This window comes from Paenibacillus sp. MAHUQ-45 (assembly GCF_058133325.1).
The window spans coordinates 623,318-644,014 of the sequence record NZ_JBYUPV010000003.1 but is presented as its reverse complement, the minus strand read 5'-3'; the positions used below and the strand labels follow the sequence as shown (position 1 = coordinate 644,014).

22 protein-coding genes and 1 pseudogene are annotated in these 20,697 nt (G+C 44.8%); 1 reads left to right on the top strand and 22 read right to left on the bottom strand.

The features are described from left to right. Positions 1 to 240: 240 nt before the first annotated feature. The 18 genes and pseudogenes from AC3Y23_RS10290 to AC3Y23_RS10205 form a co-directional block, all read right to left on the bottom strand. Positions 241 to 1,413: an alpha-helical endospore appendage domain-containing protein gene (locus AC3Y23_RS10290; protein WP_379198318.1), complete on the bottom strand. Its 1,173-nt coding sequence runs from the start codon at positions 1,411 to 1,413 to the stop codon at positions 241 to 243. A 369-nt stretch (positions 1,414 to 1,782) separates the two neighbouring features. After that, positions 1,783 to 2,190, bottom strand: coding sequence for an alpha-helical endospore appendage domain-containing protein (locus tag AC3Y23_RS10285; RefSeq protein WP_379198316.1), 408 nt, complete (start codon positions 2,188 to 2,190; stop codon positions 1,783 to 1,785). 39 nt (positions 2,191 to 2,229) lie between these two features. Beyond that, positions 2,230 to 3,078 carry a hypothetical protein gene (locus AC3Y23_RS10280; RefSeq protein ID WP_379198314.1) on the bottom strand — a complete coding sequence of 283 codons (849 nt, stop codon included), beginning with the start codon at positions 3,076 to 3,078 and terminating at the stop codon, positions 2,230 to 2,232. Continuing rightward, positions 3,069 to 3,470, bottom strand: coding sequence for an alpha-helical endospore appendage domain-containing protein (locus AC3Y23_RS10275; protein WP_379198312.1), 402 nt, complete (start codon positions 3,468 to 3,470; stop codon positions 3,069 to 3,071). The genes AC3Y23_RS10280 and AC3Y23_RS10275 overlap by 10 nt, the downstream gene beginning before the upstream one ends. 18 nt (positions 3,471 to 3,488) lie before the next feature. Next, a complete protein-coding gene (locus AC3Y23_RS10270; RefSeq protein WP_379198310.1) occupies positions 3,489 to 3,803 on the bottom strand; it encodes an alpha-helical endospore appendage domain-containing protein in 315 nt (104 codons plus the stop codon). A 226-nt stretch (positions 3,804 to 4,029) separates the two neighbouring features. Next, positions 4,030 to 4,347 carry an alpha-helical endospore appendage domain-containing protein gene (locus AC3Y23_RS10265; protein ID WP_379198308.1) on the bottom strand — a complete coding sequence of 106 codons (318 nt, stop codon included), beginning with the start codon at positions 4,345 to 4,347 and terminating at the stop codon, positions 4,030 to 4,032. 152 nt (positions 4,348 to 4,499) lie between these two features. Further along, a complete protein-coding gene (locus AC3Y23_RS10260; RefSeq protein ID WP_379198306.1) occupies positions 4,500 to 4,814 on the bottom strand; it encodes an alpha-helical endospore appendage domain-containing protein in 315 nt (104 codons plus the stop codon). A 239-nt stretch (positions 4,815 to 5,053) separates the two neighbouring features. Beyond that, on the bottom strand, positions 5,054 to 5,359 hold the full coding sequence (locus AC3Y23_RS10255; RefSeq protein ID WP_379198304.1) for an alpha-helical endospore appendage domain-containing protein: 306 nt from the start codon (positions 5,357 to 5,359) through the stop codon (positions 5,054 to 5,056). A gap of 217 nt (positions 5,360 to 5,576) precedes the next feature. Next, the gene (locus AC3Y23_RS10250; protein ID WP_379198302.1) at positions 5,577 to 6,713 is read right to left on the bottom strand and encodes a hypothetical protein; all 1,137 of its coding nucleotides are present in this window, start codon (positions 6,711 to 6,713) and stop codon (positions 5,577 to 5,579) included. Positions 6,714 to 6,908: 195 nt separating this feature from the next. Beyond that, a complete protein-coding gene (locus tag AC3Y23_RS10245; RefSeq protein ID WP_379198300.1) occupies positions 6,909 to 7,400 on the bottom strand; it encodes a DinB family protein in 492 nt (163 codons plus the stop codon). Between the two features lie 36 nt (positions 7,401 to 7,436). Further along, complete coding sequence (locus tag AC3Y23_RS10240; protein ID WP_379198298.1) at positions 7,437 to 7,991, bottom strand: dihydrofolate reductase family protein; 555 nt, start codon at positions 7,989 to 7,991, stop codon at positions 7,437 to 7,439. A gap of 228 nt (positions 7,992 to 8,219) precedes the next feature. Continuing rightward, a complete protein-coding gene (poxB, locus tag AC3Y23_RS10235) occupies positions 8,220 to 9,941 on the bottom strand; it encodes a ubiquinone-dependent pyruvate dehydrogenase (protein WP_379198296.1) in 1,722 nt (573 codons plus the stop codon). A gap of 257 nt (positions 9,942 to 10,198) precedes the next feature. Beyond that, the gene (locus tag AC3Y23_RS10230; protein WP_379198294.1) at positions 10,199 to 10,993 is read right to left on the bottom strand and encodes a hypothetical protein; all 795 of its coding nucleotides are present in this window, start codon (positions 10,991 to 10,993) and stop codon (positions 10,199 to 10,201) included. 306 nt (positions 10,994 to 11,299) lie between these two features. Then, positions 11,300 to 12,436, bottom strand: coding sequence for a S1C family serine protease (locus AC3Y23_RS10225; protein ID WP_379198292.1), 1,137 nt, complete (start codon positions 12,434 to 12,436; stop codon positions 11,300 to 11,302). A 14-nt stretch (positions 12,437 to 12,450) separates the two neighbouring features. Further along, entirely contained in the window at positions 12,451 to 13,161 is a 711-nt protein-coding gene (locus AC3Y23_RS10220; protein ID WP_379198290.1) for an FxLYD domain-containing protein, read from the bottom strand. Positions 13,162 to 13,243: 82 nt separating this feature from the next. Next, positions 13,244 to 13,621 carry a hypothetical protein gene (locus AC3Y23_RS10215; RefSeq protein ID WP_379198616.1) on the bottom strand — a complete coding sequence of 126 codons (378 nt, stop codon included), beginning with the start codon at positions 13,619 to 13,621 and terminating at the stop codon, positions 13,244 to 13,246. Between the two features lie 18 nt (positions 13,622 to 13,639). Continuing rightward, positions 13,640 to 13,705 (bottom strand): annotated as a pseudogene (locus tag AC3Y23_RS10210) (zinc-ribbon domain-containing protein); the annotation flags it as partial. A 256-nt stretch (positions 13,706 to 13,961) separates the two neighbouring features. Beyond that, a complete protein-coding gene (locus AC3Y23_RS10205) occupies positions 13,962 to 14,282 on the bottom strand; it encodes a winged helix-turn-helix transcriptional regulator (RefSeq protein ID WP_379198604.1) in 321 nt (106 codons plus the stop codon). A gap of 211 nt (positions 14,283 to 14,493) precedes the next feature. Here AC3Y23_RS10205 and AC3Y23_RS10200 point away from each other — a divergent pair, with 211 nt between their 5' ends. Next, positions 14,494 to 15,054, top strand: coding sequence for an NAD(P)H oxidoreductase (locus tag AC3Y23_RS10200; RefSeq protein ID WP_379198288.1), 561 nt, complete (start codon positions 14,494 to 14,496; stop codon positions 15,052 to 15,054). Between the two features lie 129 nt (positions 15,055 to 15,183). Here AC3Y23_RS10200 and AC3Y23_RS10195 read toward each other — a convergent pair whose 3' ends face one another. The 4 genes from AC3Y23_RS10195 to AC3Y23_RS10180 all read right to left on the bottom strand — a co-directional run bounded on the left by AC3Y23_RS10195 (position 15,184) and on the right by AC3Y23_RS10180 (position 20,638). Then, positions 15,184 to 16,065: a hypothetical protein gene (locus AC3Y23_RS10195; protein ID WP_379198286.1), complete on the bottom strand. Its 882-nt coding sequence runs from the start codon at positions 16,063 to 16,065 to the stop codon at positions 15,184 to 15,186. Between the two features lie 396 nt (positions 16,066 to 16,461). Further along, on the bottom strand, positions 16,462 to 17,136 hold the full coding sequence (locus AC3Y23_RS10190; protein ID WP_379198284.1) for a YcnI family copper-binding membrane protein: 675 nt from the start codon (positions 17,134 to 17,136) through the stop codon (positions 16,462 to 16,464). A gap of 72 nt (positions 17,137 to 17,208) precedes the next feature. After that, positions 17,209 to 18,870, bottom strand: coding sequence for a copper resistance CopC/CopD family protein (locus tag AC3Y23_RS10185; RefSeq protein ID WP_379198282.1), 1,662 nt, complete (start codon positions 18,868 to 18,870; stop codon positions 17,209 to 17,211). 46 nt (positions 18,871 to 18,916) lie between these two features. Next, a complete protein-coding gene (locus AC3Y23_RS10180; RefSeq protein WP_379198280.1) occupies positions 18,917 to 20,638 on the bottom strand; it encodes a multicopper oxidase family protein in 1,722 nt (573 codons plus the stop codon). Between the last annotated feature and the right edge of the window lie 59 nt (positions 20,639 to 20,697).

The window sequence follows — 20,697 nt, the reverse complement described above, 5'->3', positions numbered from 1 at the left end:
TACTCTTTGAATTAAACAAAGAAAAAACGAGTGAGGATGAGGACTACACCACGGCGAAATGGTTCGTAGCCTCTTCCACACTCGTTGACAAGTTCGAATAAGCAAACACAAAGGCTCTCAGTAAAGCTCTATTGAGAGAGACATACAAAGTGGTAAACCGTGAATTTTCGAGCCGTGTCCACATAGCCAACCGATTGGACAACGAGTGCGACTTCTTCAGGCGTCAGTATGGATTGAAGATTACCCTATCTGTACAAATGTTAGTGAAGACGCATTAGAACCACTTATACCATTTGGTGCAAATGATAGGGTTACTGTCGGTAAGTTACTAGAGATTAAACCAATTGAAACATGGTCTCCTGCTGCTAGACTAAGAATATTAGTTAGATTAAGTTGCGTTGTTCCGTTTATGTTTCCTGCATTACCAAAAGAATTTAAAAACGGTACTGCTATCCCTCCCCCATTGACCTGTATTCCAAAAGTTCCAGAATTTTCTGCAGCGAGATTGACCATTGCTGATACTTCATAAATACCAGCTACATTTACGGTAACGGAACCATCTAGATTTAATGTAAATGCTCCAGGAGTGTTTATAGGTGCTGCACTTGCACCAGTCACAGGAATAATAGTTCCAGAAGTCATGACACCGGAAGGGATAAACGGTCCGATGGTAGTGACATTTGTAAATGAACCGTGGACACCAGAAAAAGTTCCAGTTGGACCTGTAACGCCTGTCAAGCCTGTAGCCCCAGTAGCCCCAGTAGCACCACTAGCTCCGGTAGCTCCCGTTGGTCCTGTTGGTCCGGTGGCCCCAGTAGCTCCTGTAGTCCCAGTATCTCCGGTAGCTCCAGTAGCTCCAGTAGCTCCAGTAGCTCCCGTTGGTCCCGTTGGTCCTGTTGGTCCTGTTGGTCCGGTGGCCCCAGTAACTCCAGAAGCCCCAGTAGCCCCAGTAGCCCCAGTAGCCCCAGTAGCTCCTGTAGCTCCTGTAGCTCCAGTTACACCCGTAGCGCCTGTTGTGCCCGTAGCGCCTGTTGTGCCCGTAGCGCCCGTTAGCCCTGTAGGACCAACGGGTCCGCCTGCTGGCCCTGTTGGGCCTGTTGCCCCTGTCGGGCCGAGAAGCGATGGTGCTGCAAGAACGCTATCCAATTTGGTAGCCAGCAGTAGCTCTTTCTTGATAAGCTCCGTCATTGTACTTTTTACGCTACTATTAATCGCAAGCAAATCGTCGATGGTTGCCGGAACGCTGAGACCCGGCAAAGTACCTATCGCATATTGGATTTTCTCAGCCTCGGCATTAATAACGTGACCCAGACCCAGTTCTTCGATCGCAATTGACGCCAACAACAGATTCAACGCATCTTGTCTTGTTACGGTAATACTTGGCGTAATATTCGGAATATTCGCTTGTGACACCAACGTCACCCTCCCTTATTACCTTCATTCTTCTCAGTTATACTATGCTGTTCAAGAATTTAGGTGACAAAATACTCGGCAAAAGGCAAAAAGCCCCTCCCACAGGAGAAGCTCAATTATAGAGCAGTATATACATGATCTGCATCGTGTATGTATGGCACGCTACTGAACTTCCGTCGTTCGATCACCCTGATCTCATCCCCTAGTCGAGCCACAGCACAAAGTCCTACGAAGCCGCATTGAAAGCCAATAAATAGATAAGCTCGCTCTTATCTGCTCCACTAATTGACCTCTGCCGAATACAGCTAATAAGCGCGATTCTATGGCAGGATGATAAAATGCAGAACATTTGTCATTCCCTTTTTAAGACTACCAACCGTCGTTAAGGTCCCAATAATCCCACTCCATGTAGTCCCCTTTATGTTTTTCATTCACATTATCGCGTTTGCGGTTCTGTGCCTCGTAAAGTCCCGAAGCAACATTCTTATCCCCCTGATCCAATTGTAGAGCAGTATCAAGTTTTTTGAGCAGCAGCCATTCGGCCATCATGAACGAGTCCATAAACTGGATAACTGAATGGTTGAACTGGATAATTTCTCCTGCCGTTGATCCGCCCTCACCAAGTTTATCTTCACAGAAAGCGCGGATATGCCCGGCTTCCGTCTCCAAGAGACTGGAAAGTGCATTTTCTTCAGATGCAATGGATTCGATCAGATGAGTTATGGCTTCGTTCATTGGAGGAACAGGTGTGGCTGATTCGTTTTCTTTGATCATCATCTTGATCTTCCTCCATCTCCTATTCTTCCTTACCTTCCGTTAGAAAGATTTTAGATAACGAATGTAACGAGTCTGGCCGATGCTAATACTGATTTCACCAAAAATTTCCGGAGGATGCATAGCTGGAGAACGCTTTCCACGATTAGAGGGAGAAGCTGTGTTCCTGCTCTTCTCTTTCACTCCAATGCGCAGATTATTGAACACTTTAGCTTGGGTATTCTTCAGATCATCCTCTTCTTGAGGCGCTTGAGGGTCCGGAGAGTTTTTGTCCGCTATCTGTTGATTATCCCCAGGCTCCTCATGAATAGACCGGATCTGTGTTTCGATATGCGCTTCTGTCTGAGGCTCTATTTGATCTTTTGCTTGAATTGCCGTCTGCTCTTCAATGAGAGCTTCTACTTGCGCTTGTGGCTGTTCATGCACGTCTGGTTGAGGAGCGTAGCATGTGGACAAATAGTCAAGGTTCTCGAACACACGCTCCATACAATACGAGTTCTGTAACGGCTTTTGCTGCAGCTTTTCCATAAAGGTGTAAAGCTCAGGCAAGTGGGTATGCTCAAGGGCAGAGCCGCTAAGCTGATCATCCCTGTAATCGCTCAATCCAGCGGTTGCATCCATATAATCCATGGCAATCTGCTTTCGCTTCGCTTGAATATGAAGCTGAACGAGTGTGTGAAACATGTTCATCATCTGAAATTCAAGCTGCCTATATTCTTTATCTGTGCCTGCTCTTGTTCTATCTATGATTCCAGTGCAAATGTGAACGACGGAGGCTGTCATTTGCTTAAGAGAATTATGATCGTTCAGCCCGGGTTTATTCTTCACAGTCTCCACCCTTTTCTTACCCGATTTGTTGTCCTTCTGCTCCACCTTGCATGCTACTTCCAATCATCATCGAAAATACACCCGTCTTCCCAATATATATCTTGCATATCCTCTAAATTTCTCAGTTCTTTACGGCTTTTTTCCTGAGAATAACCTTTCCATTTTTCCTGATCCAGTTGAAGCACAGTCTCCAGCTTTTTGAGCAGCATCCATTCAGACATCACAACAGAGTCCATGAACTGGGTAATCGATTTGTTGAATTGAATGGTATCTGCTGCTGTAGAACTGCTCTTCTGGTCCTGATTTTGCTTGGAGAAGACACGGATCTGCTCCGCTTTCGTCTCCAGCAGTCTTGATAGGGCTTTTTCTTCGGATGCAATGGATTCAATCAGATGAGATACAGCTTCGTCCTTTGCAGGAACAGAGCGGATTGACGTGATTCCTTTGATCTCCATGCTTCTCCTCCTTCACCCCTATTCTTCCATGCACTCCTTCACACACACAACCTGTTCTTCCAGCCTCACCACATCTTCCAGCTTGAAATGCAGCAGTATCTGATTCTTGATTACCGTCCTTAATGTCCGTTCGGCACTGTCATTAATCTGAAGTGCATCTTGCAGGCTGAAACAGTGCTCTTGAATCACTTTCTGCAGCTTCTCTGCTTCTGCATTGACAATGTGTGACAGACTGATCTCCTCCAGAGCAATGGACGTAAGGAGAAGATTGATAACCTCGGGCCTATTTAAAATAATCTCAGGCTTAATATCCGGAATATTCGGCATACTCATCTTGTTCATCCCTTTCTGCTACTATCACTCCCGTCATGATGCCGGATGCACGAAACGGCTGCATCTGCATATGATGGTTACTAAGCCGGGCGGGTATTATACAATCATATCTATGTACGAGTCGTTCCATCCATGAGCTTTTCCGAAAAAAATCATAAAAAAAAAGCGTGGCGGGTCTGATTCTCATCAGCACTCATCACGCTCTTCCAATCCACTTTTCTGACTTTTAAGGTGTTGTCGTAGTTACTGGCACAAGCGGCACGACGCCTTCCAGTTTCTGCAGCAGTAGAATTTCCTTACGCACAACTTCTTGTAGTGTTTTACGCACACTATCATCAATGGTCAACAGATTAGATAACGTAGCTGGCGGGGTAAGACCAGGCCCCAATGTTCCCAGTACGAATTGGATCTTCTCTGCCTCAGCATTAATGATGTGGGCGAGGGCCAGCTCTTCAAGTGCTATGGAGCCTAACAGTAAGGCTACCGTCTGGTTAATTGTGAGACTAATCGTAGGTGTAATGTTCGGGATGTTCGCTTGTGACAAACTAATCACCTCATTCATTTTTTTGGTGAAACTTCATTACTAACGACAGGAAGATAATACTGTAGTGAGCAGTATTGCTCTTCCTCTTCGTTCTGTTAATTTTTATATGCTGCATGGCTTGATCAACTGAACTGAAAATTCAAAAAACTTTATTATTCTTCGATGAATTCCTCTATAAACACACGCTGTTCCTCCAACCTCACTACATCTTCCAGCTTGAAATGCAGCAGCATCTGATTCTTGATTACCGTCCTTAATGTCCGCTCGGCACTGTCATTGATTGCAAGCGCATCTTGCAGACTGAAGCAATGCTCCTGGATCACCTTCTGCAGCTTCTCTGCTTCCGCATTCACAATATGTGACAGGCTGATCTCCTCCAGAGCGATAGAAGTGAGGAGAAGATTAACAACCTCCGGTCTCTTCAGAACGATCTCCGGCTTGATATCCGGAACATTCGGCATACTCATCTTGTTCATTCCTCTCTATTCGATATAGTCCTTAACAGTATTCTTACCGTGCGTATAGCTTCTTGCGAGGTTTTACCCCTTTCTGTTGACTTGAAGAGTAGAACCTGTTTTCCTAATGTACAATGATGTATATGTACAGGGTATTTTATCCATGAGCTTTTCCAAAAATGAAGTCATAAAAAACGTGGTAGGGACTAGTCCGCATCAGTATCCCTACCACGTTCATTCATAATTTATTTTTAAACTACAGGCACAAGCGGTAAAACCCCTTCCAACTTCTGCTGTAGCAGAACTTCTTTTCGGACCACTTCCTGTAGCGTCTTGCGAACACTATTATCAATTGCCAACAAATCAGCTAAGGTAGCATGTGAGGTGACACCAGGCTTTAGTGTTCCCAGTACGAATTGGATCTTCTCTGCCTCAGCATTTATGATATGGGCGAGGGCCAGCTCTTCAAGTGCTATGGAGCCTAACAGTAAGGCTACCGTCTGGTCAATTGTGAGACTAATCGTAGGTGTAATGTTCGGGATGTTCGCTTGTGACAAACCAATCACCTCTTCTAAATTTTATCGATCTAAGAAATTAACGTACAGTTGACACGGTAGTTCCTCTTACTCATCTCCCCTCCTTATACGTGAGTCATTCATTATATATACTGCATAGCTTGTGTTTCTGAACTAAAACTTGATCCGTTGTAATAAAAAAGCCGATCCCTCCAATCAGGAGAGAGCGGCTTCTTCTACAATAAAAGTGTTTAGCCCTTCAGGCCATGAGCTCAGGGTCGATACAGTTGATGCCGATCTTGGTGAGTTTTTGCACCACCTGGTCATCAGACGGCGCATTTTCAATAATGATGTTCACTACTTCATCAACATCATCGACAAAGCGAACATAGCGGTTGTATTCCCTCATTGTCATGTTCTTCGTACCAACGAAGAGTTGCTGAAGTAAATCCGTTACTGGCATGTGGACCTTGCCATCTGGGGCTTCTGGCAGTGTCCAAAATTTGCTGTCAAGGAACACCATTGAGGTAATCGGAGCGTTATTTTTCTTGTCGCGGTAATAGATTTGTTCCGCCCGCTGAAACACTTCCTGGATTGTGCCTCCCCGCCCTTCAGAAAAAACGATACCGCATGAAGCCAGCGTCAGGAGGACATCCTCCCTTATGCTATTAAGAAAATATTTCGCAACATGGGTCGTAAGCGGCGTAAAAGGTTCATGACCGAAATGCCAAGTCGGCACTGCCAAACTGTAATTGATTGGTGTGAGTTGACCCTCCAGCTCTTTAGCAATTTTCCAAGCGGGAAGCATCCATGCGTGAAGTTCACGTGCAATATCTTCATCGATTGCCCACGTCGTCCCTTCTTTTTCTTTAACGAGGACATTCTCCATGTTCTGCGGCAATTCGGTAAATGATCCATCTGCCAATCTATCAATGGCGGAAGTAAGCGAGTCTGCGGAACGTCCCGCGTAAAGTGCACCAAGATGGGCTGCCTCCATACAGCCCGGGCCGCCGCCGCTGGCGACGATAAAGCCGGATTCAGAAAGCAACTGAGCAATTCGCGCAATCTCGCGATATGTCTTGCTGCCACGTGGCTCCCGGGTCCCTCCCATGATTCCGACAGGACGCCGCCCTGTCTGCACCTCCGCTGCCAGGAATGCATTCATTCCCCGCACAACTGAAGCGTCATGTAACGCTTCCATCATCGCAGCGTAAGGGTCCAAGATGGTAGTACGTCCTTGTTGCTGAAAATATACATAGTTCTGAAAATCGGGCGTAGCCGTTACACTCAGCGCATTGTCCGGGTCAAAGTGTTTAAGCAATTCCAATGGTTGATAAACTTTATCGTGAATGGGGTTGAATGGAGGGTGAGTGATCATTTCAATCGGTTTTTTCATAGTTGGCTCCTAAGTTCCTCCTAAGTACTTTCCTTTTCCTCCTAGTTATGATGTGTTGTTCGGCAAAAGATTATTACAGATGCGAAAAGCCACCCAGGTTAATGGATGGCTTTATGTACTGCCTATGAACTGTCTTCGGATAGTGACCGAACCCCTCCGCATTCTGACAAACAATTTATCAGAAAGCGCTGATCATTAAGATTTACGCCATACCCCTAGCTGCTTCCGAATCAGAACGATCTGTCCTGCGTGATACACATCGTGCATGATCCAATTGAGCAATTCTTGCCCGAGCGTAATTTCGGTTTTGGCATATGGTGCATCCAGCTGCTCTTCCGTCAAACGGTCAAGCGCATCACGCAGCTCCGAGGCCACGCGCTTCGCTCGATTCACCAACGCTTTCCATTCCGCCTCATCTTCTGGATCTATACTGCCTTGGAACGTCTTCTCATTGGAGATAGCCGGCGGTCCGAGCTGGGCTCCATTCAGCCGAAGCAGCCTGCGTTCATTATGAAAATTCATATGTAAGAGCGTCTCCCAGATCGAGTTACCTCCCCCTTGTGGTGTCCATGCGGCTGCCGCCGCTGGTATGCCCTCCAACACGGTAGACACCGGAACGATCCATTCTTCCTTCTCCCAAATATGATCCCATTGCCAGACCAGACCCTCTACCCGGCTGTGCCCCATACACCATCATCCCCCATGCAAAAAAAGGTAACATTCTTATTTCCCATCAAAGTGATAAATTAATTGTACAACACCTGAAGAAAATGGTCTTGTATTAACCAATTTCAAATTCAACCTTTGTTTGATATCCACAAATAGTGGTTTACCTTCCCCTAATACAACAGGGTGAGCAGATAATCTAAATTCATCAACAAGTCCTAAATGGATAAAAGTTGTGATCAGACTTGCTCCGCCATATAACCAGATGTCTTTACCAGGCTTATTCTTCAATGTTTCTACTTCCTCAACAATACTATCATTTATGAATATTGCTTTATCATCTGTCCCCGTTTGCGTCCTGGAAAACACGTACTTCTCTTTACTATGAACCAATTCCCAGAATTCTTTTTCTGAATTCGTATGTTCTATTTCCGGGGTAAATTGTCCCCATAAATCATAACTTTTTCTTCCATACAAAATGGTATCCACTTGATTTAAAAAATGAGTAAAATCCATCTCAGCGTCCATAATACACCAATCAATTTCACCATTTTTCCCTTCAATAAAACTATCTAAAGTCACGGCTAAATCTAAAATGATTCTTCTTCCCATACATTCGTAACTCCTCCCGTTAATCTACCCCTCCATTGTAGACCTTAATTACGTCACCCTATGTCATAAATGAATAAAAGTGACGAAATCATTAGTGCTATAACTCCAATTTTTATTCAAATAAAAAGCCGTTGAACTTTTATAAGATCAACGGCTTAAAAATTCATTTTTTACATACGACGGATTTTTGTGAACTGTATATTCTCATCGTCTGGGTTGCACTATTTATTACCGGAGGAGATTGGTTTTCGCCAGTTCGATGATTTCGTTGCCTTGCCCGTTCAAAACGGCTTTCAGCATCCACATCGTAAATCCGCGTGCCTGCTCGAAGTTGATCTTCGGCGGCATAGCCAGCTCCTGACGATTGACGACGACGTCCAGCACTACCGGACCGCTGTGTTCGAACGCTCGGCGAACGGCGCTTTCCAAGTCATTCGGATCCTCGACCCGGATTCCTTCGATTCCCATAGCTTTAGCCAGCACCGCAAAGTTTGGATTGTCGAGTTCCGTTCCGAATTCTAAAAAGCCCGCTGCTTTCATTTCCAACTCGACGAATCCAAGTGCACCATTATTAAAGACAACGATCTTGATCGGGAGCTTATGCTGACGAAGGGTCAATAGATCTCCGAGCAGCATGGTGAGTCCCCCGTCCCCTGACAGCGATACGACCTGGCGTCCCGGCTGTGCAACCTGTGCCCCAATCGCCTGAGGCATGGCGTTCGCCATTGTCCCGTGGCTAAACGAGCCCAAAAGCCTTCTTTTTCCATTCATGCTCAAGTATCGGGCAGCCCACACTGTCGGCGTCCCAACATCGCAAGTCAAAACGGCATCCTCATCTGCGAGATCGCTGATTACCTTCATGAGGTATTGCGGATGAATAGGCGCTCGGCCGGGATTTGCAAGATTGTCCAGTTCCTCGCGGACTTTGGCATAATGTGCGACAAAGTGCTGCAGATGATTAGAGGAGTGCGGTTCCTTTAACAGGGGTAACAGCGTTTCGACCGTCGTCTTCACGTCTCCACACACCCCGTATGCGAGCGGCGTTCGCCGGCCTAGTCGGGAGGAATCCAAGTCAACCTGAAGAATGGTCGCTTCTTGCGGATAAAATTGCCGGTATGGAAAATCGGTACCCAGCATGAGTAAAACATCGCATTCCATCATGGCGTGGTAGCCGGAAGAATATCCAATGAGGCCGGTTAATCCGACGGAATACGGGTTGTCGTATTCCAGATATTCTTTTCCTCGCAGTGCTATGACCATTGGGGATTGCAGCTTCTCGCACAGCTTCATGAGTGAAGCATGAGCTCCCGCGCAGCCGGCACCGCATAGCAAGGTAATCCTCTTGCCTTTATTTAAATAATCAGCAAGCGTCTTCAATTCGTCTGTAGAAGGGCTGACAATCGGCCGGGTGGAATGGATGACGCGTTCCGGAACCGAACTTTCGTCGTATTCGAATGCGGCTACATCACCAGGGAGAACTAAAACAGATACTCCCGACCTTGCCGTCGCGGTTTGCATCGCCATCGTCACCGCTCGAGGGATTTGCTTCGGCCCGGTTACGACCTCACAAAAGAAGCTGCATTCTTGAAACAACATGTCCGGACGGGTCTCTTGAAAAAATCCGCTACCGATTTCACTGCTCGGAATATGAGCGGCAATCGCAAGTACTGGCACCCGGTTTCTATGGCAATCGTACAATCCGTTAATGAGATGCAAATTACCTGGTCCGCTGCTACCCGCACATACGGCGATGGCTCCGCTGAGGGTAGCATCCGCGCCAGCCGCGAACGCTGCAACCTCTTCGTGGCGGACGTGGATCCATTCTATTTTTCCGGAACGACGAATCGCATCGAGCAATGCATTGAGTGAATCGCCGATAATGCCGTAAATCCGCTTCACGCCGGCGTTCAGAAGGGATTCCACAATGGAATCCGCGATCGTTCTTCTCAAGGGAATCTCTCCTTTCTGTTTTTATTATATTGCCATAATACGAGCAGCCTATTCTTGATTTCACAACGATTGTACCTATTGCCGATGTACGATACATAAATCGATGAACCCAGCAGTAGAGGTCAGCTTTTTCAGGTATGGGAACATACGTTCTTTAAATCGAAGTCGTTGGTTAAGCGAATAACAAAACAAGGTCCTGCCCTTAGCAAAGGACAAGACCTTGTAGCACTACTATGAAAAATTAATTACTCTCTGTACTAATCTCTCTTGTGGTTAAATTTGCCGTGTCCGTCTTTATCCGTATGTGTGCGGTTCACGATCTCTGTAACTTTTGTAGTTATATTAGCTTTTTCTTTATCATACTGGGCTTGTGTAATCTTGCCGTCAGCTAAGCGTTTATCCAGGGCCATCGTAAATTGCTTGCTGAGGAGGTCGACAACTGCTTGCACCGATACACCCTTCTCTCCGGCAATAGCTGCGAGCGATTTACCCTCGTGCAAAGCTGTCTTCAAGTCTGTTTCTGACAGTCCTAGAAGTGTCGCGATTGCCGCCTGATCCAGTTTTCCGTGATTCTTATGATCACCTTTGGCTGTAAACGTGCGATTTACAAGCTCCGATGCTTTTGTGGAGACTTCAGATTTTTTCGTATCATACTGGGCTTGTGTAATCTTCCCGTCAGCCAACTGCTTGTCCAGTGCCGTTGTCAGCTCTTTTGTCACAAGATCAACAACGGATTGCACCGCTACTCCTTTCTCTCCAGCAATCACCGCCAGTGACTTCCCGTCACGCTCTGCTGTCTTCAGATCCGATTCAGTTGCTCCAAGAAGTGTAGCGATCGCTGCTTGATCCAGTCTTCCCTGATTACCACGGAAGCCACGCCATTCGAAGCCTTTTCCTTTTACATTTCCGGATTCCGAACCTTGTGCAGCTACCTTTTGGGTCTTAGTGGGTTGGGCGACTGTGGCTGCTTGAACATTTCCGGATAGAAATGTGGCTCCACCTAACGTTACTGACAGAGCCAATGCGCTTGCTACAATAAATCTCTTCTTCATGCTAAGTTCCTCCCGTGGTGTTGTTTTTTTGGATTACACAGGTATCATAAGATTCTTGGCTTAATTCTCCATGAGTGCCAACTGAATGTTTGCTGAAAATTTTGACTTCAATGCAGAGGAGACGCTACGGGTTTACGAGACTCAATAATACCCCACCATATACATAAAAAGCCCCATCCTTAAAGGATGGGGCTACGCCTCATACGATAGCTTCGATTATTGGGTGGTCTTACCTCAACCTTCATGTCCAAATTGCTAAAGTAAGAGTTTAATGAAGATTGTTCATAAAAGTATGAGTTAAACTTACTAAAATTTCTTACCCTTACCGTGAAGAATCTTCATCTCTCCGTTTTCATAACCCACCGTGTAACTCACCCGGTAATTTTGATAGACGGTACCGCTCTTCCGCCGCTCTTCGGCAGTAATGTCAACCTTGACCAAAGTACTGTCCGCTTGCTTTTCAAGGGAGGGGCGTCCGAGTGTAATGTAACCGGTATTCAGGTATCCCTGCCGGAACTTATCGTAGCTTGTTCCACCCTGCCATTCACTACCCAAAAGAGAATAGGCTGTAACATAATCACCATTGTTCAGACATTGATAGAAAAATGAGACAATATCCCGCTCGTCCACTATGGCCCCATCGTTATCCGTACCATAATCATCCGTACCAGCCACATCTGGAAGTTTGCTCATTGGGGTCTTAGACCACTCTCTGGCCTGCTGTAGAATGCTGGAGATCGGTATACTGAATCCGAATCCTGATTCCTCGGTGACGGAAGCCGAATTAATGCCCAGCACCTCTCCCGTTTCAGCGCTAACCAGTGGTCCTCCGCTATTCCCGTGAGTAATGGGTGCAGAGATTTGATACAAATTGCTGTATGTATAAGGATCAATATCAAAACTGCGACCAAGTCCGCTAATAATACCCGTTGTCACCGTGTTCTCCAGTCCCAGCGGGCTGCCAAGTGCAAGAATTTCGTCCCCTACTGCTGCCCTGTAACCCTCTGCCAAAGGGAGCGGATTGAGCTTCTTAAGCTCCTGTACACGAACCACAGCAATATCCGTGTCCGTGCCGATTCCAATGACGTTCCCTTTATATTCTTCATGATTCAGTGTTCGAATCGTCACTTGGGACGAACCAGCTACGACGTGGGCATTCGTCAACAGGTCGCCTTGATCGTTATATAGAAAACCTGACCCGAGTCCGGTCCCACTTTCGATAGTGACCACCAGCTTCTGACTGTCATCAATGATGGCTTTCCGAGTCTTTGCCGGTTGTGTTTTGGTAGTCTCTGTTGTCGTCTTCACTGGGGCTTGTACTGCAAGTAGCGGTTGCCCAGTCAATTGGTTCTCGGCCATCCGGTGAATCATGTAGGCGCCCCCGCCTCCCAAACCAACAAGAAGCAGACATGTCAATGTGCTTATCCAAATTCCTTTACTCATGTTCTTCGATACTCCTATTCTAGATACCAAGATGCATTGGCAGCCGAGACCTGTACCTGTTGATACACCCCATAGTATGAGGTTGAAAACAATCCTGATTCTCCAGGATTCAGCTTATACGGTGAAACGTCAGCATATGTACTTCCAATATAGCTTCCCGAATCGCTGCTATAAATCTCCAGATTGAGGCTAATGGAATAGATTGGGCGAGTGGCGGTGTTCGTGACCGTCCCAGTGATTGAGAGATCACCGTAATCATCAAGAATCACTCGGAGATCTGACACATTGACTGCTGCCGTACGGTTCTTCAAATCTTCTTCCGCTGCTTTCTGCTCGGCAAGTTGTATTCGCTTCGCCTGAGCCTTCTCGAATTCCCGTTTTGCTTCAGTAATTTGCTTTCGATATGCCGTCAGCTTCTCATTATCCGAATTATAAAACAATCCATTATCCACTTCTGCCAGCGCTCCGGCAAAGTCTTTCTTTCGCAGCTTGGCCTCAGCGGATGAATAACTAATCCCGGTAATTTTGTTTATAATCTGTGCTTTGACTGCTGCAGCTTCCTGGCCATTAAGACTGCGAATACTATCCAACTTGTCCGCCAATGCACTAATTGTACTCAGTTTATCCAATTCGCCCTTGATGCGAAGCACTTTCAGCATCGTTTGCTGTTCTGCAAGTCCCTTCTGAAGGGGAGCGAATAGCGGTTCTTCCCGCTTGCCGATCATGTTTGCAATATCTTGCAGCGATTTCTCGCCTTCATTTAGTTTCTGTGATTTTAACTGATTAGGGACAATATCCAACCGAGTCTTAATTTGAGCAGCCTTGACCGGCCAGTTCCCGGTCCCGAGTCAGGGCTGCGTAGCTGGGTCTTTTTTCAATAGCCTGCTCCAGCAGTTGAACCGCATCCGAATAACGTCCAGCCAAAGCCTCCTTCTTCGCGTTCTGCTGTAGAGCCATTACCTCCTGATTCACGGACAATTCATGATTGTAGTAAAGCATAAGTCCTGTACCAATGACCCCTGCGAGCAATAACGGAATGACCCACTGGAATACCTGACTGCTGCCTTTTCTAGGAGTGGATGTTGACGTCCCTTGCAACGCAATCTCTTCTTGCTTTCCTGCTGAAGTGTTCGGCTGCCGAAGCACCTCTGTATCTGCCGCCATTTCCAAAACAGCCAATCTCATTTCTTCCGTTAATAATCTGGCCCCGCAATTTTCACATATTTTCTGATCCGAGGCATTCTTGGCCCCACACTGATGACAAAACACCTTGCTCCCCCCGCAGTTCTTTTTCTTACTATACACAAATCTATTTAATAGCTGACTCTTACTCGAAGGATATAGGTTAATAGACCTATGTCACTATTTGTTACTATACCATATTGTGGATGAATAAGAGGATATTTTGATTGATGTGAAAAAAATTAAAGAAAACCCAAAACAAGCTGGTACCAATGAGTATTGGCGCCAGCTTGAGTCTTGAGACTTATTTATCTGTCCATTCTTGAAGGTGTTTGGTCGTCTGTCACTTCTCCAAGAAAACTGAACGGTCACCATAAGTTTTCTCCATGTGGCTCTCACCCCATGAGCAAAAGCTCTCCAGCACTGTTTTTAGACTAAAACCATATTCGCTTATTTCATATTCCACTTTGGGAGGAATCTCATAGTGTACGATCCGATGGATAATGCCATCCTTTTCGAGCTCACGAAGCTGCTGTGTTAGCATTTTAGGGGTGATGGCGGGAATTAATCTTCTCAGTTCATTGGTTCGCTTCTTGCCGGTGTCCAAATGATATAAGATGCTGCTTTTCCACTTCCCCCCGACGATCTCCAGTGCGACATCCATACCATTATTATACTTCTTCAAGTAACCAACACTCCTATCTCACTAACAGTATAAAAAATATACTAATAGACTTCGAAGTACCTACTGCACTTAAAAGTGCATACTTCACGTTAAGTTGTATTTCATCCATAATAGCATCTGTAACCGGTTATGGACTACTGATTTACCTAGAAGCAGCCGGAAATATGACACAAAGGAAGGTCGTTAACTCATGAAAGCCCTAGTTACTGTCACTCACCCTCGTCAAGATTCTCTCACACATCAGGTCATGCAGCGTTTTGTAGAAGGCTTGAAGAAAAATAACCATGAGGTAGATCTGCTCGATTTACATCATGATGGATTTAACCCTGTGTATACATTGGAAGACGAACGAGACTGGTATAATCCGAACAAAGCTCACACTCCCGAGGTCCGCAAGGAAATGGACCGAATTTTGGCTGCAGACACTCTTATCTTCGTATTTCCATTATGGCAGTATAGTGTACCTTCGATGCTTAAGGGGTACTTGGATAAAGTATGGAACCTCGGCTTGTTCGGGAAAGTTGAAGAAAAGAAAGTGCTGTGGATCTGCCTGACTGGCGGAGATCAGGAGCACATGGCCAAATATAAGCGTGAAGAAACGCTGACACACTATCTCAATGTTATTCTCGCTGGCTATGCCAGAATGAAGGAATCCCGGGTCGAGCTGTTGACTGATACGCTTTCGGAATCTACACAGCATATTGAGGGCCTACTGGAACGTGCATATCAACTCGGATACGAGTACGAATAATGTAACGGCAGGGATCTTTAGCGCTGCGATTTTCCAGAAGTCAGTATAACGTAAAAAGGATAGCTGGCTTCACAACGAGCCGGCTATCCTTTAAGTTAATCGGGCATGTTATTTTATTAACCTCACTAATTAACCCTGGTATATATCATATTCATCTACATAATCATATTCGTACAGGATCTTAGGGTCCATCTCTACTAATCGCTTCATAACAACCGGATCGTCCTTGAATATATCTCTAAGTCCCGCTGCCGACCAACCTAAATCTTTCCATAACTTGGCGGAAGCCGGATCGTCGAGATTATAAATCAAGTATTTAGCCCATATTTTTTCTCTGTATTCATGTTGATCGAGATTAATGAGGACAATAGAATTACGATACACATTCTTGGCGTTACTCCCCCCTACTTCAAGATAAGGTTGTACGATTACGCGCAGCAGTTCCGGATTCCGGTCTCCGGCTTCAAATGCAAACACGATCATTTGGGTTCGAATATCTTGATTCTTTTCTGTAGGGATAAACTTAACAAATATATTTACAGCTGAATCTCCGTATTTATCGACAAAAAGATTGTAAATGATCCATCGAACCCCGAAGTTTTTATTCTCAGCCAATTCTTTCTCCAGGACTGCTTGTTGCTTGGGCGTAGTGACAGCCAGCAGGATCTTGTACGCAGAAACACTCTTGGCTATTTGACTATTAGGATGAGGCTCGAGCTCATTTAGAAATAACACATAATCCTTCATTAAGTAACGTGAGAAGAAATCAACGACCATCTTTTGAGACGTTTGGGACTCTCCTGCTACTTCTGCAAGGGCATGCAAGAGTTGTTTGCGGTCCAGTGACATTAAAGCGTTTAGATTCTTAGCTTCATTTTTAGATAAAGCTTTGTACTCTTTTTTGTAAAGAGCAGGAAGATTTGTTTTTACACTTTGGATAAAAGCTTTGGTAACAACAACATCCTCTGCAGAAGCATAGGAAGTTTGGGTAAGACCTGGAATAACTAGCATGGACACAACCAAAAACATACAAAGTGCCCTTTTAAAAAGTATATTCATTTGGGGTAAAGCTCTCCTTTCAGGAAGATATAGATATAAATATTACATCATCCATATTAATCCTTCAAGAGAATAATATACCACCAAAAACGACAGCCCTGAGGCTGCCGTCTCTTTCTGATATTTCACTCTGTTTTTCCACTTTCATGGTGAGATAAGAGCAATGGTCCATTGCTGGCATCTACTAAAGATGAATAATAATTTCTAACATGAAATCCGCTGATCTGCACGATCGATTCCCAGCATCCAATTAATTACATTAGGAGACAGATCTAAAAGACGCAATTTTGTTTTTATTATACTCTTGTTGACGTGTTTTCAGCATCCTTCATTATTGGCGCCGCCGCTTCAACCTTTTCGTGGTTTGCAGACAAAGGAAATAACAATAGCAATGACTCCGAGTATAAATGCTGCTATAGCGATTCCACGGTCAAAAATAGTCATTCCACGATTAAAACCGTTAGCTGCCGATTGCTGTTGGTTTCCACTGATAATTGTCTGACCTGTAGCAGCACCTGACTGTGCTACAGTGCTACCCCCGTGACCTTGATCCGTACCGGTCGCTGGCGTAACAACCGTTATAGAAGCAGGGTATTGACCGTCAGAAGCTTCAACCCAGTCTACCTTACTACCATCCGCATAGGTTTGATACGCTTTCCAGTTCAGTTCTTTTACATCAACACCGACTTTCCCCTGAAAACGGAACTCCGTAAATTCAGTTACTTTCAGTCCTTCACCTTCAGCTTTCCATACAATTCCAATAATTTTATCGCCTGTACCTTTATTTAGAGAATATGTCCAGCCGTATTTCGGTTCAATTCGAAGCACCTCGACACCGTCTGGAACTTTAATTTCAATTTGCTTGGTCGTTGTCCCGCTCGTCTCACTGGGTACACGAACTGTAAATACCTCATATGATCCTTGGCTCACCTCAATTGGTTTAACTGTCACATGGGCGCTAGCAATTCCTGCGAACAGGAACAAAAACATATAGGTAAATCCTGCAATCAACCATTTTTTCATAAAAATCAACATCCTATCCATATAGTTTTAATAAGCAAACTCTAATTTCCTGACTCATCCTCTTTTTACAGCTCAGTAATTCCGGAAGGCTTCTTCGTGTACCATTTCGTTATCTTCTTGAGTCAGAATTCGAATTTCAGCCTTCCACTTACCCGGAAATGGAATGAATTGACCTGTTGCCTGATAAGTTGATTTAATAAAATCTGGAATGTTATCATTGTCTTTGTCCTCAGATTTGTTTAAGGGAATTTCAATCGCCCCCAGTTTCGGCTTGTCTAGTGAGTGGAGCAACAGTTTGACCCGCTTTGGTTCTCCGGTTTTCTCCAGTAGCCAGACTTTGACGATAAATTGGTTTTCTCCCGGAACGTTCGGAGTAATACGTAAGGTAATTTGCTTGTCCGCCTCAATCACATGCTTGGAGTATGGTGTATTGGCAGGAAGCGGGCTAATGTAAGTGAATATACCCACTACAATTAAAATTGCCGCCATAAGGCTTCCATCAAGTTTAAGTAGATTTCCCGACAGAAGATCGCCGCGACGCACTCTAAGCCTGAGTAGAGCTCCGATCACAATAACCATCAGTACAAGCGAAGTCTTAATAAGAAGTAAAACACCCCAGGATGTATAGAATAAATACGACAAACTTGGGAGAAACAACAGAACACTCAAAGTGCCAGTCAGCGTCAACAAGATGATACTGATCCATGCGGCTTGTGAGAACGCTACGGCAAAGCGGCCGGCTTCTTTACGATCCTTCAACCATAACAACAGTAGAAACGATAGTCCTCCTGCCCATATCGCTGCTCCCCCGAGATGCACAACGTCCAACAACAGCGAGTACCATTTCGGCTCATAAACGGCAGCATGCCCGTTCAAGCCTTCCAATATCAGAAGCGCGGTTGCCCAGATCATTTTGACGGCAGTTCCAGATTTTAATACAAGGATACCAACAAAAACAAGGACAATTAATATCAGCCAGGAGATACCAATCTCGGTCGTTGTGAATAGCTTGCTCCACTCCGTGCTCGGCTGGTCCTGCATCAAATCGCGAGCATGAATAAATACGTAGAAGATACTAGCAATCACAAATACCCTAACCACCCATAAACCCCATTTATAGAGAAGTCTCTCCTGAGCTTCTGTGTTGTTCCGCAATAATCCGTACCAAAACATCAATCCGGTACTCATCATTAAAAACGCGTAGTATAGCCCCCTGCTCGTATATAAAAGTAGTTTGTTGGCGCTGATCTCAGTTGATGTACCATTACTGGAATGATCTATTTGCTCGTGCTGATCAAAAACAGATGCATCTTTAGCATTAGGTGGATTTCCTACCACAAAGATATAGGACCCAGATACTGGATGTCCGTCCGCTGATACAACCGAATAGGATACGGTGTAGATCCCCTCGTCAAGCTTGGGTAAGGCAAGTGAAATGATACGGCGGTCCACCGAAGTGGAACTCTTCTCTTCAGTGACGGATTTGGACAAGGAATCTAATACCTGGACCCCGCCCATACCCATTTCAATCTGCTCATTAAAGTGTATTTCAACCCTTGGGGGGCTTTCGTTCATTTGTGTATTCGGTTCCGGTACCTTCAATTCGGCGATGGCATGCGCATGTGCCTGAGTCGGAATGGATACCCATGATGCCAGCATAAGCAAAAGTAGCAACAGCGGGGCAATTCCTTTCCAAACGCCAATACGATATCGTGTGATTGGATTTCTCTTCATAACGTGACCAACACCTTTTTTTGATGAAAATTGATTGTTTTGCACCTTAATCAGGGTGATTACCAGATGTTCCTCCAACTACAAACGGAGTGGATATGCCTTCGTAATTAACCATCATATTCATCCCCATTGCCGCGTGTTTTAAATTATGACAATGGATCATCCAAATGCCGGGATTATCTGCCACGAATGCAACCTCATATGTTTCATGCGGTAACACATTCAGTGTATCTAAATAGACCGGACTTCCTTCTGCTGCCTTTCCATTGCGCGTAAGGACTTGGAGAGTGTGACCATGAATGTGCATAGGATGAATAACATTACTATCATTTACAAACTTTATCTTTACGGTGTCGCCTTCTTTAATTACAAGCGGCTGAATATTTGGTGCGGCTTGACCGTTGATTAGAAATGCCCAATCCATGCCTGGTACTTTACCTGAACTCAATTCCATGTCAACTGTTTGAGTGAAGGTAGAATCGGAATTAAATACTCCCTTTTGTGGGGTACCGTATGTCATAAAATCAAACAGTTTATAATTGTTTGGATTATCTGAAGTGGCTGTACCCGTCGAGTTCCGGTTCCCAATACTAACGGATACCTTCTTGTTTGGTTGACTGGCATCCGGTCCAGCGTTTACTAGTTGAACATTCCCGCTATCGGGTACTCTAAAGCTAATATCAACACGGTTACCTCCGCCAATTGGCAGTAACGTTTGATTAGTTGTTTGGCCACCAACAAGATCCCTTCCATCAAGAGACACAACTTGGAATGGAATACCTAGTAAGGTTAATAAATGAGTTGTATTACCTGTGTTGACCAAGCGGAGACGAACAAGATCACCTGGTTTTGCATCGAAATGTTTACTATCAATAGTCCCATTGGTCGTTAACATGTTGTATTTCACATCTGTCATGGCTTCCACTAGTTCATTATTTAGATTACCGCTGTTGAAACTGCCTTTATCATTGAATTTGTCTTTATTTTTCTTTTTGGAGAGTCCGTTGATATTCCATTCATGGAGAACCACGGTATAATCTTTATCGTATTTGATGGTTTCTTCTTTGGGTTCTACGACAACAGCTCCAAAAAGTCCTAATCCCGTTTGTACTTCACTTTGTTGATGAGAATGATACCAATACGTTCCAGGCTGGTCTGCTATAAAATTATAAGTGTAGGTTTCCCCAGGTTTAATAGCGTCCTGTGTAACACCAGCAACTCCATCCACTGCCCCTGGTATATTCAGACCATGCCAATGGATGGTCACACCCTCAGGCAGCTTGTTTGTCAAATTCACTACCACCCTATCCCCCTCTTTGACCCGAATCTCTGGACCTGGTGCACTTCCGCCGTATGTCCATGCTTCGACCATAGCTCCGCCACCTAAATTTAAATTGGCTACTTGAGCGGTAATATTGAAGGTTTTAACTGGAGCGTTCAAATTTTGTGCCACTAACTTTGTTACGGGTGTTGCATTGGGATCTGTAGATCCCATATTCATTCCATTACTTTTATCCATAGACATATAGTTCGAATTTCCATTCATTGAAGGACTGGTATTTGTACCCATATTCATTGAAGAATGATCTTCGTTGGAACTGATATTCGAAGAATCATTATTGTTTGAATTGCTACTCATTGAGGAATGATCATTAAATGATCGGATATTCATTAGATAATGACCATCAGTTTTATAATAGATGAAACCCCCAACTAGAATAATAATTAACAAAATGAGTAAGAAATCAGAACTTTTATTTTTTTTCATTGTTTTCTCTCCAATCTTTCAAGTTTAGTAAACTGAGAATTAGTGCTTCGATCTGAGGT

Bases quoted from the DNA above. Each gene is read 5' to 3' on its own strand.
- AC3Y23_RS10285 (WP_379198316.1), bottom strand. From the start codon at position 2,190: ATGATGATCAAAGAAAACGAATCAGCCACACCTGTTCCTCCAATGAAC.
- AC3Y23_RS10275 (WP_379198312.1), bottom strand. From the start codon at position 3,470: ATGGAGATCAAAGGAATCACGTCAATCCGCTCTGTTCCTGCAAAGGAC.
- AC3Y23_RS10270 (WP_379198310.1), bottom strand. From the start codon at position 3,803: ATGAGTATGCCGAATATTCCGGATATTAAGCCTGAGATTATTTTAAAT.
- AC3Y23_RS10260 (WP_379198306.1), bottom strand. From the start codon at position 4,814: ATGAGTATGCCGAATGTTCCGGATATCAAGCCGGAGATCGTTCTGAAG.
- AC3Y23_RS10250 (WP_379198302.1), bottom strand. From the start codon at position 6,713: ATGAAAAAACCGATTGAAATGATCACTCACCCTCCATTCAACCCCATT.
- AC3Y23_RS10245 (WP_379198300.1), bottom strand. From the start codon at position 7,400: ATGGGGCACAGCCGGGTAGAGGGTCTGGTCTGGCAATGGGATCATATT.
- AC3Y23_RS10240 (WP_379198298.1), bottom strand. From the start codon at position 7,991: ATGGGAAGAAGAATCATTTTAGATTTAGCCGTGACTTTAGATAGTTTT.
- AC3Y23_RS10230 (WP_379198294.1), bottom strand. From the start codon at position 10,993: ATGAAGAAGAGATTTATTGTAGCAAGCGCATTGGCTCTGTCAGTAACG.
- AC3Y23_RS10225 (WP_379198292.1), bottom strand. From the start codon at position 12,436: ATGAGTAAAGGAATTTGGATAAGCACATTGACATGTCTGCTTCTTGTT.
- AC3Y23_RS10220 (WP_379198290.1), bottom strand. From the start codon at position 13,161: ATGATCGGCAAGCGGGAAGAACCGCTATTCGCTCCCCTTCAGAAGGGA.
- AC3Y23_RS10215 (WP_379198616.1), bottom strand. From the start codon at position 13,621: ATGAGATTGGCTGTTTTGGAAATGGCGGCAGATACAGAGGTGCTTCGG.
- AC3Y23_RS10205 (WP_379198604.1), bottom strand. From the start codon at position 14,282: ATGGATGTCGCACTGGAGATCGTCGGGGGGAAGTGGAAAAGCAGCATC.
- AC3Y23_RS10200 (WP_379198288.1), top strand. From the start codon at position 14,494: ATGAAAGCCCTAGTTACTGTCACTCACCCTCGTCAAGATTCTCTCACA.
- AC3Y23_RS10195 (WP_379198286.1), bottom strand. From the start codon at position 16,065: ATGCTAGTTATTCCAGGTCTTACCCAAACTTCCTATGCTTCTGCAGAG.
- AC3Y23_RS10190 (WP_379198284.1), bottom strand. From the start codon at position 17,136: ATGAAAAAATGGTTGATTGCAGGATTTACCTATATGTTTTTGTTCCTG.
- AC3Y23_RS10185 (WP_379198282.1), bottom strand. From the start codon at position 18,870: ATGAAGAGAAATCCAATCACACGATATCGTATTGGCGTTTGGAAAGGA.
- AC3Y23_RS10180 (WP_379198280.1), bottom strand. From the start codon at position 20,638: ATGAAAAAAAATAAAAGTTCTGATTTCTTACTCATTTTGTTAATTATT.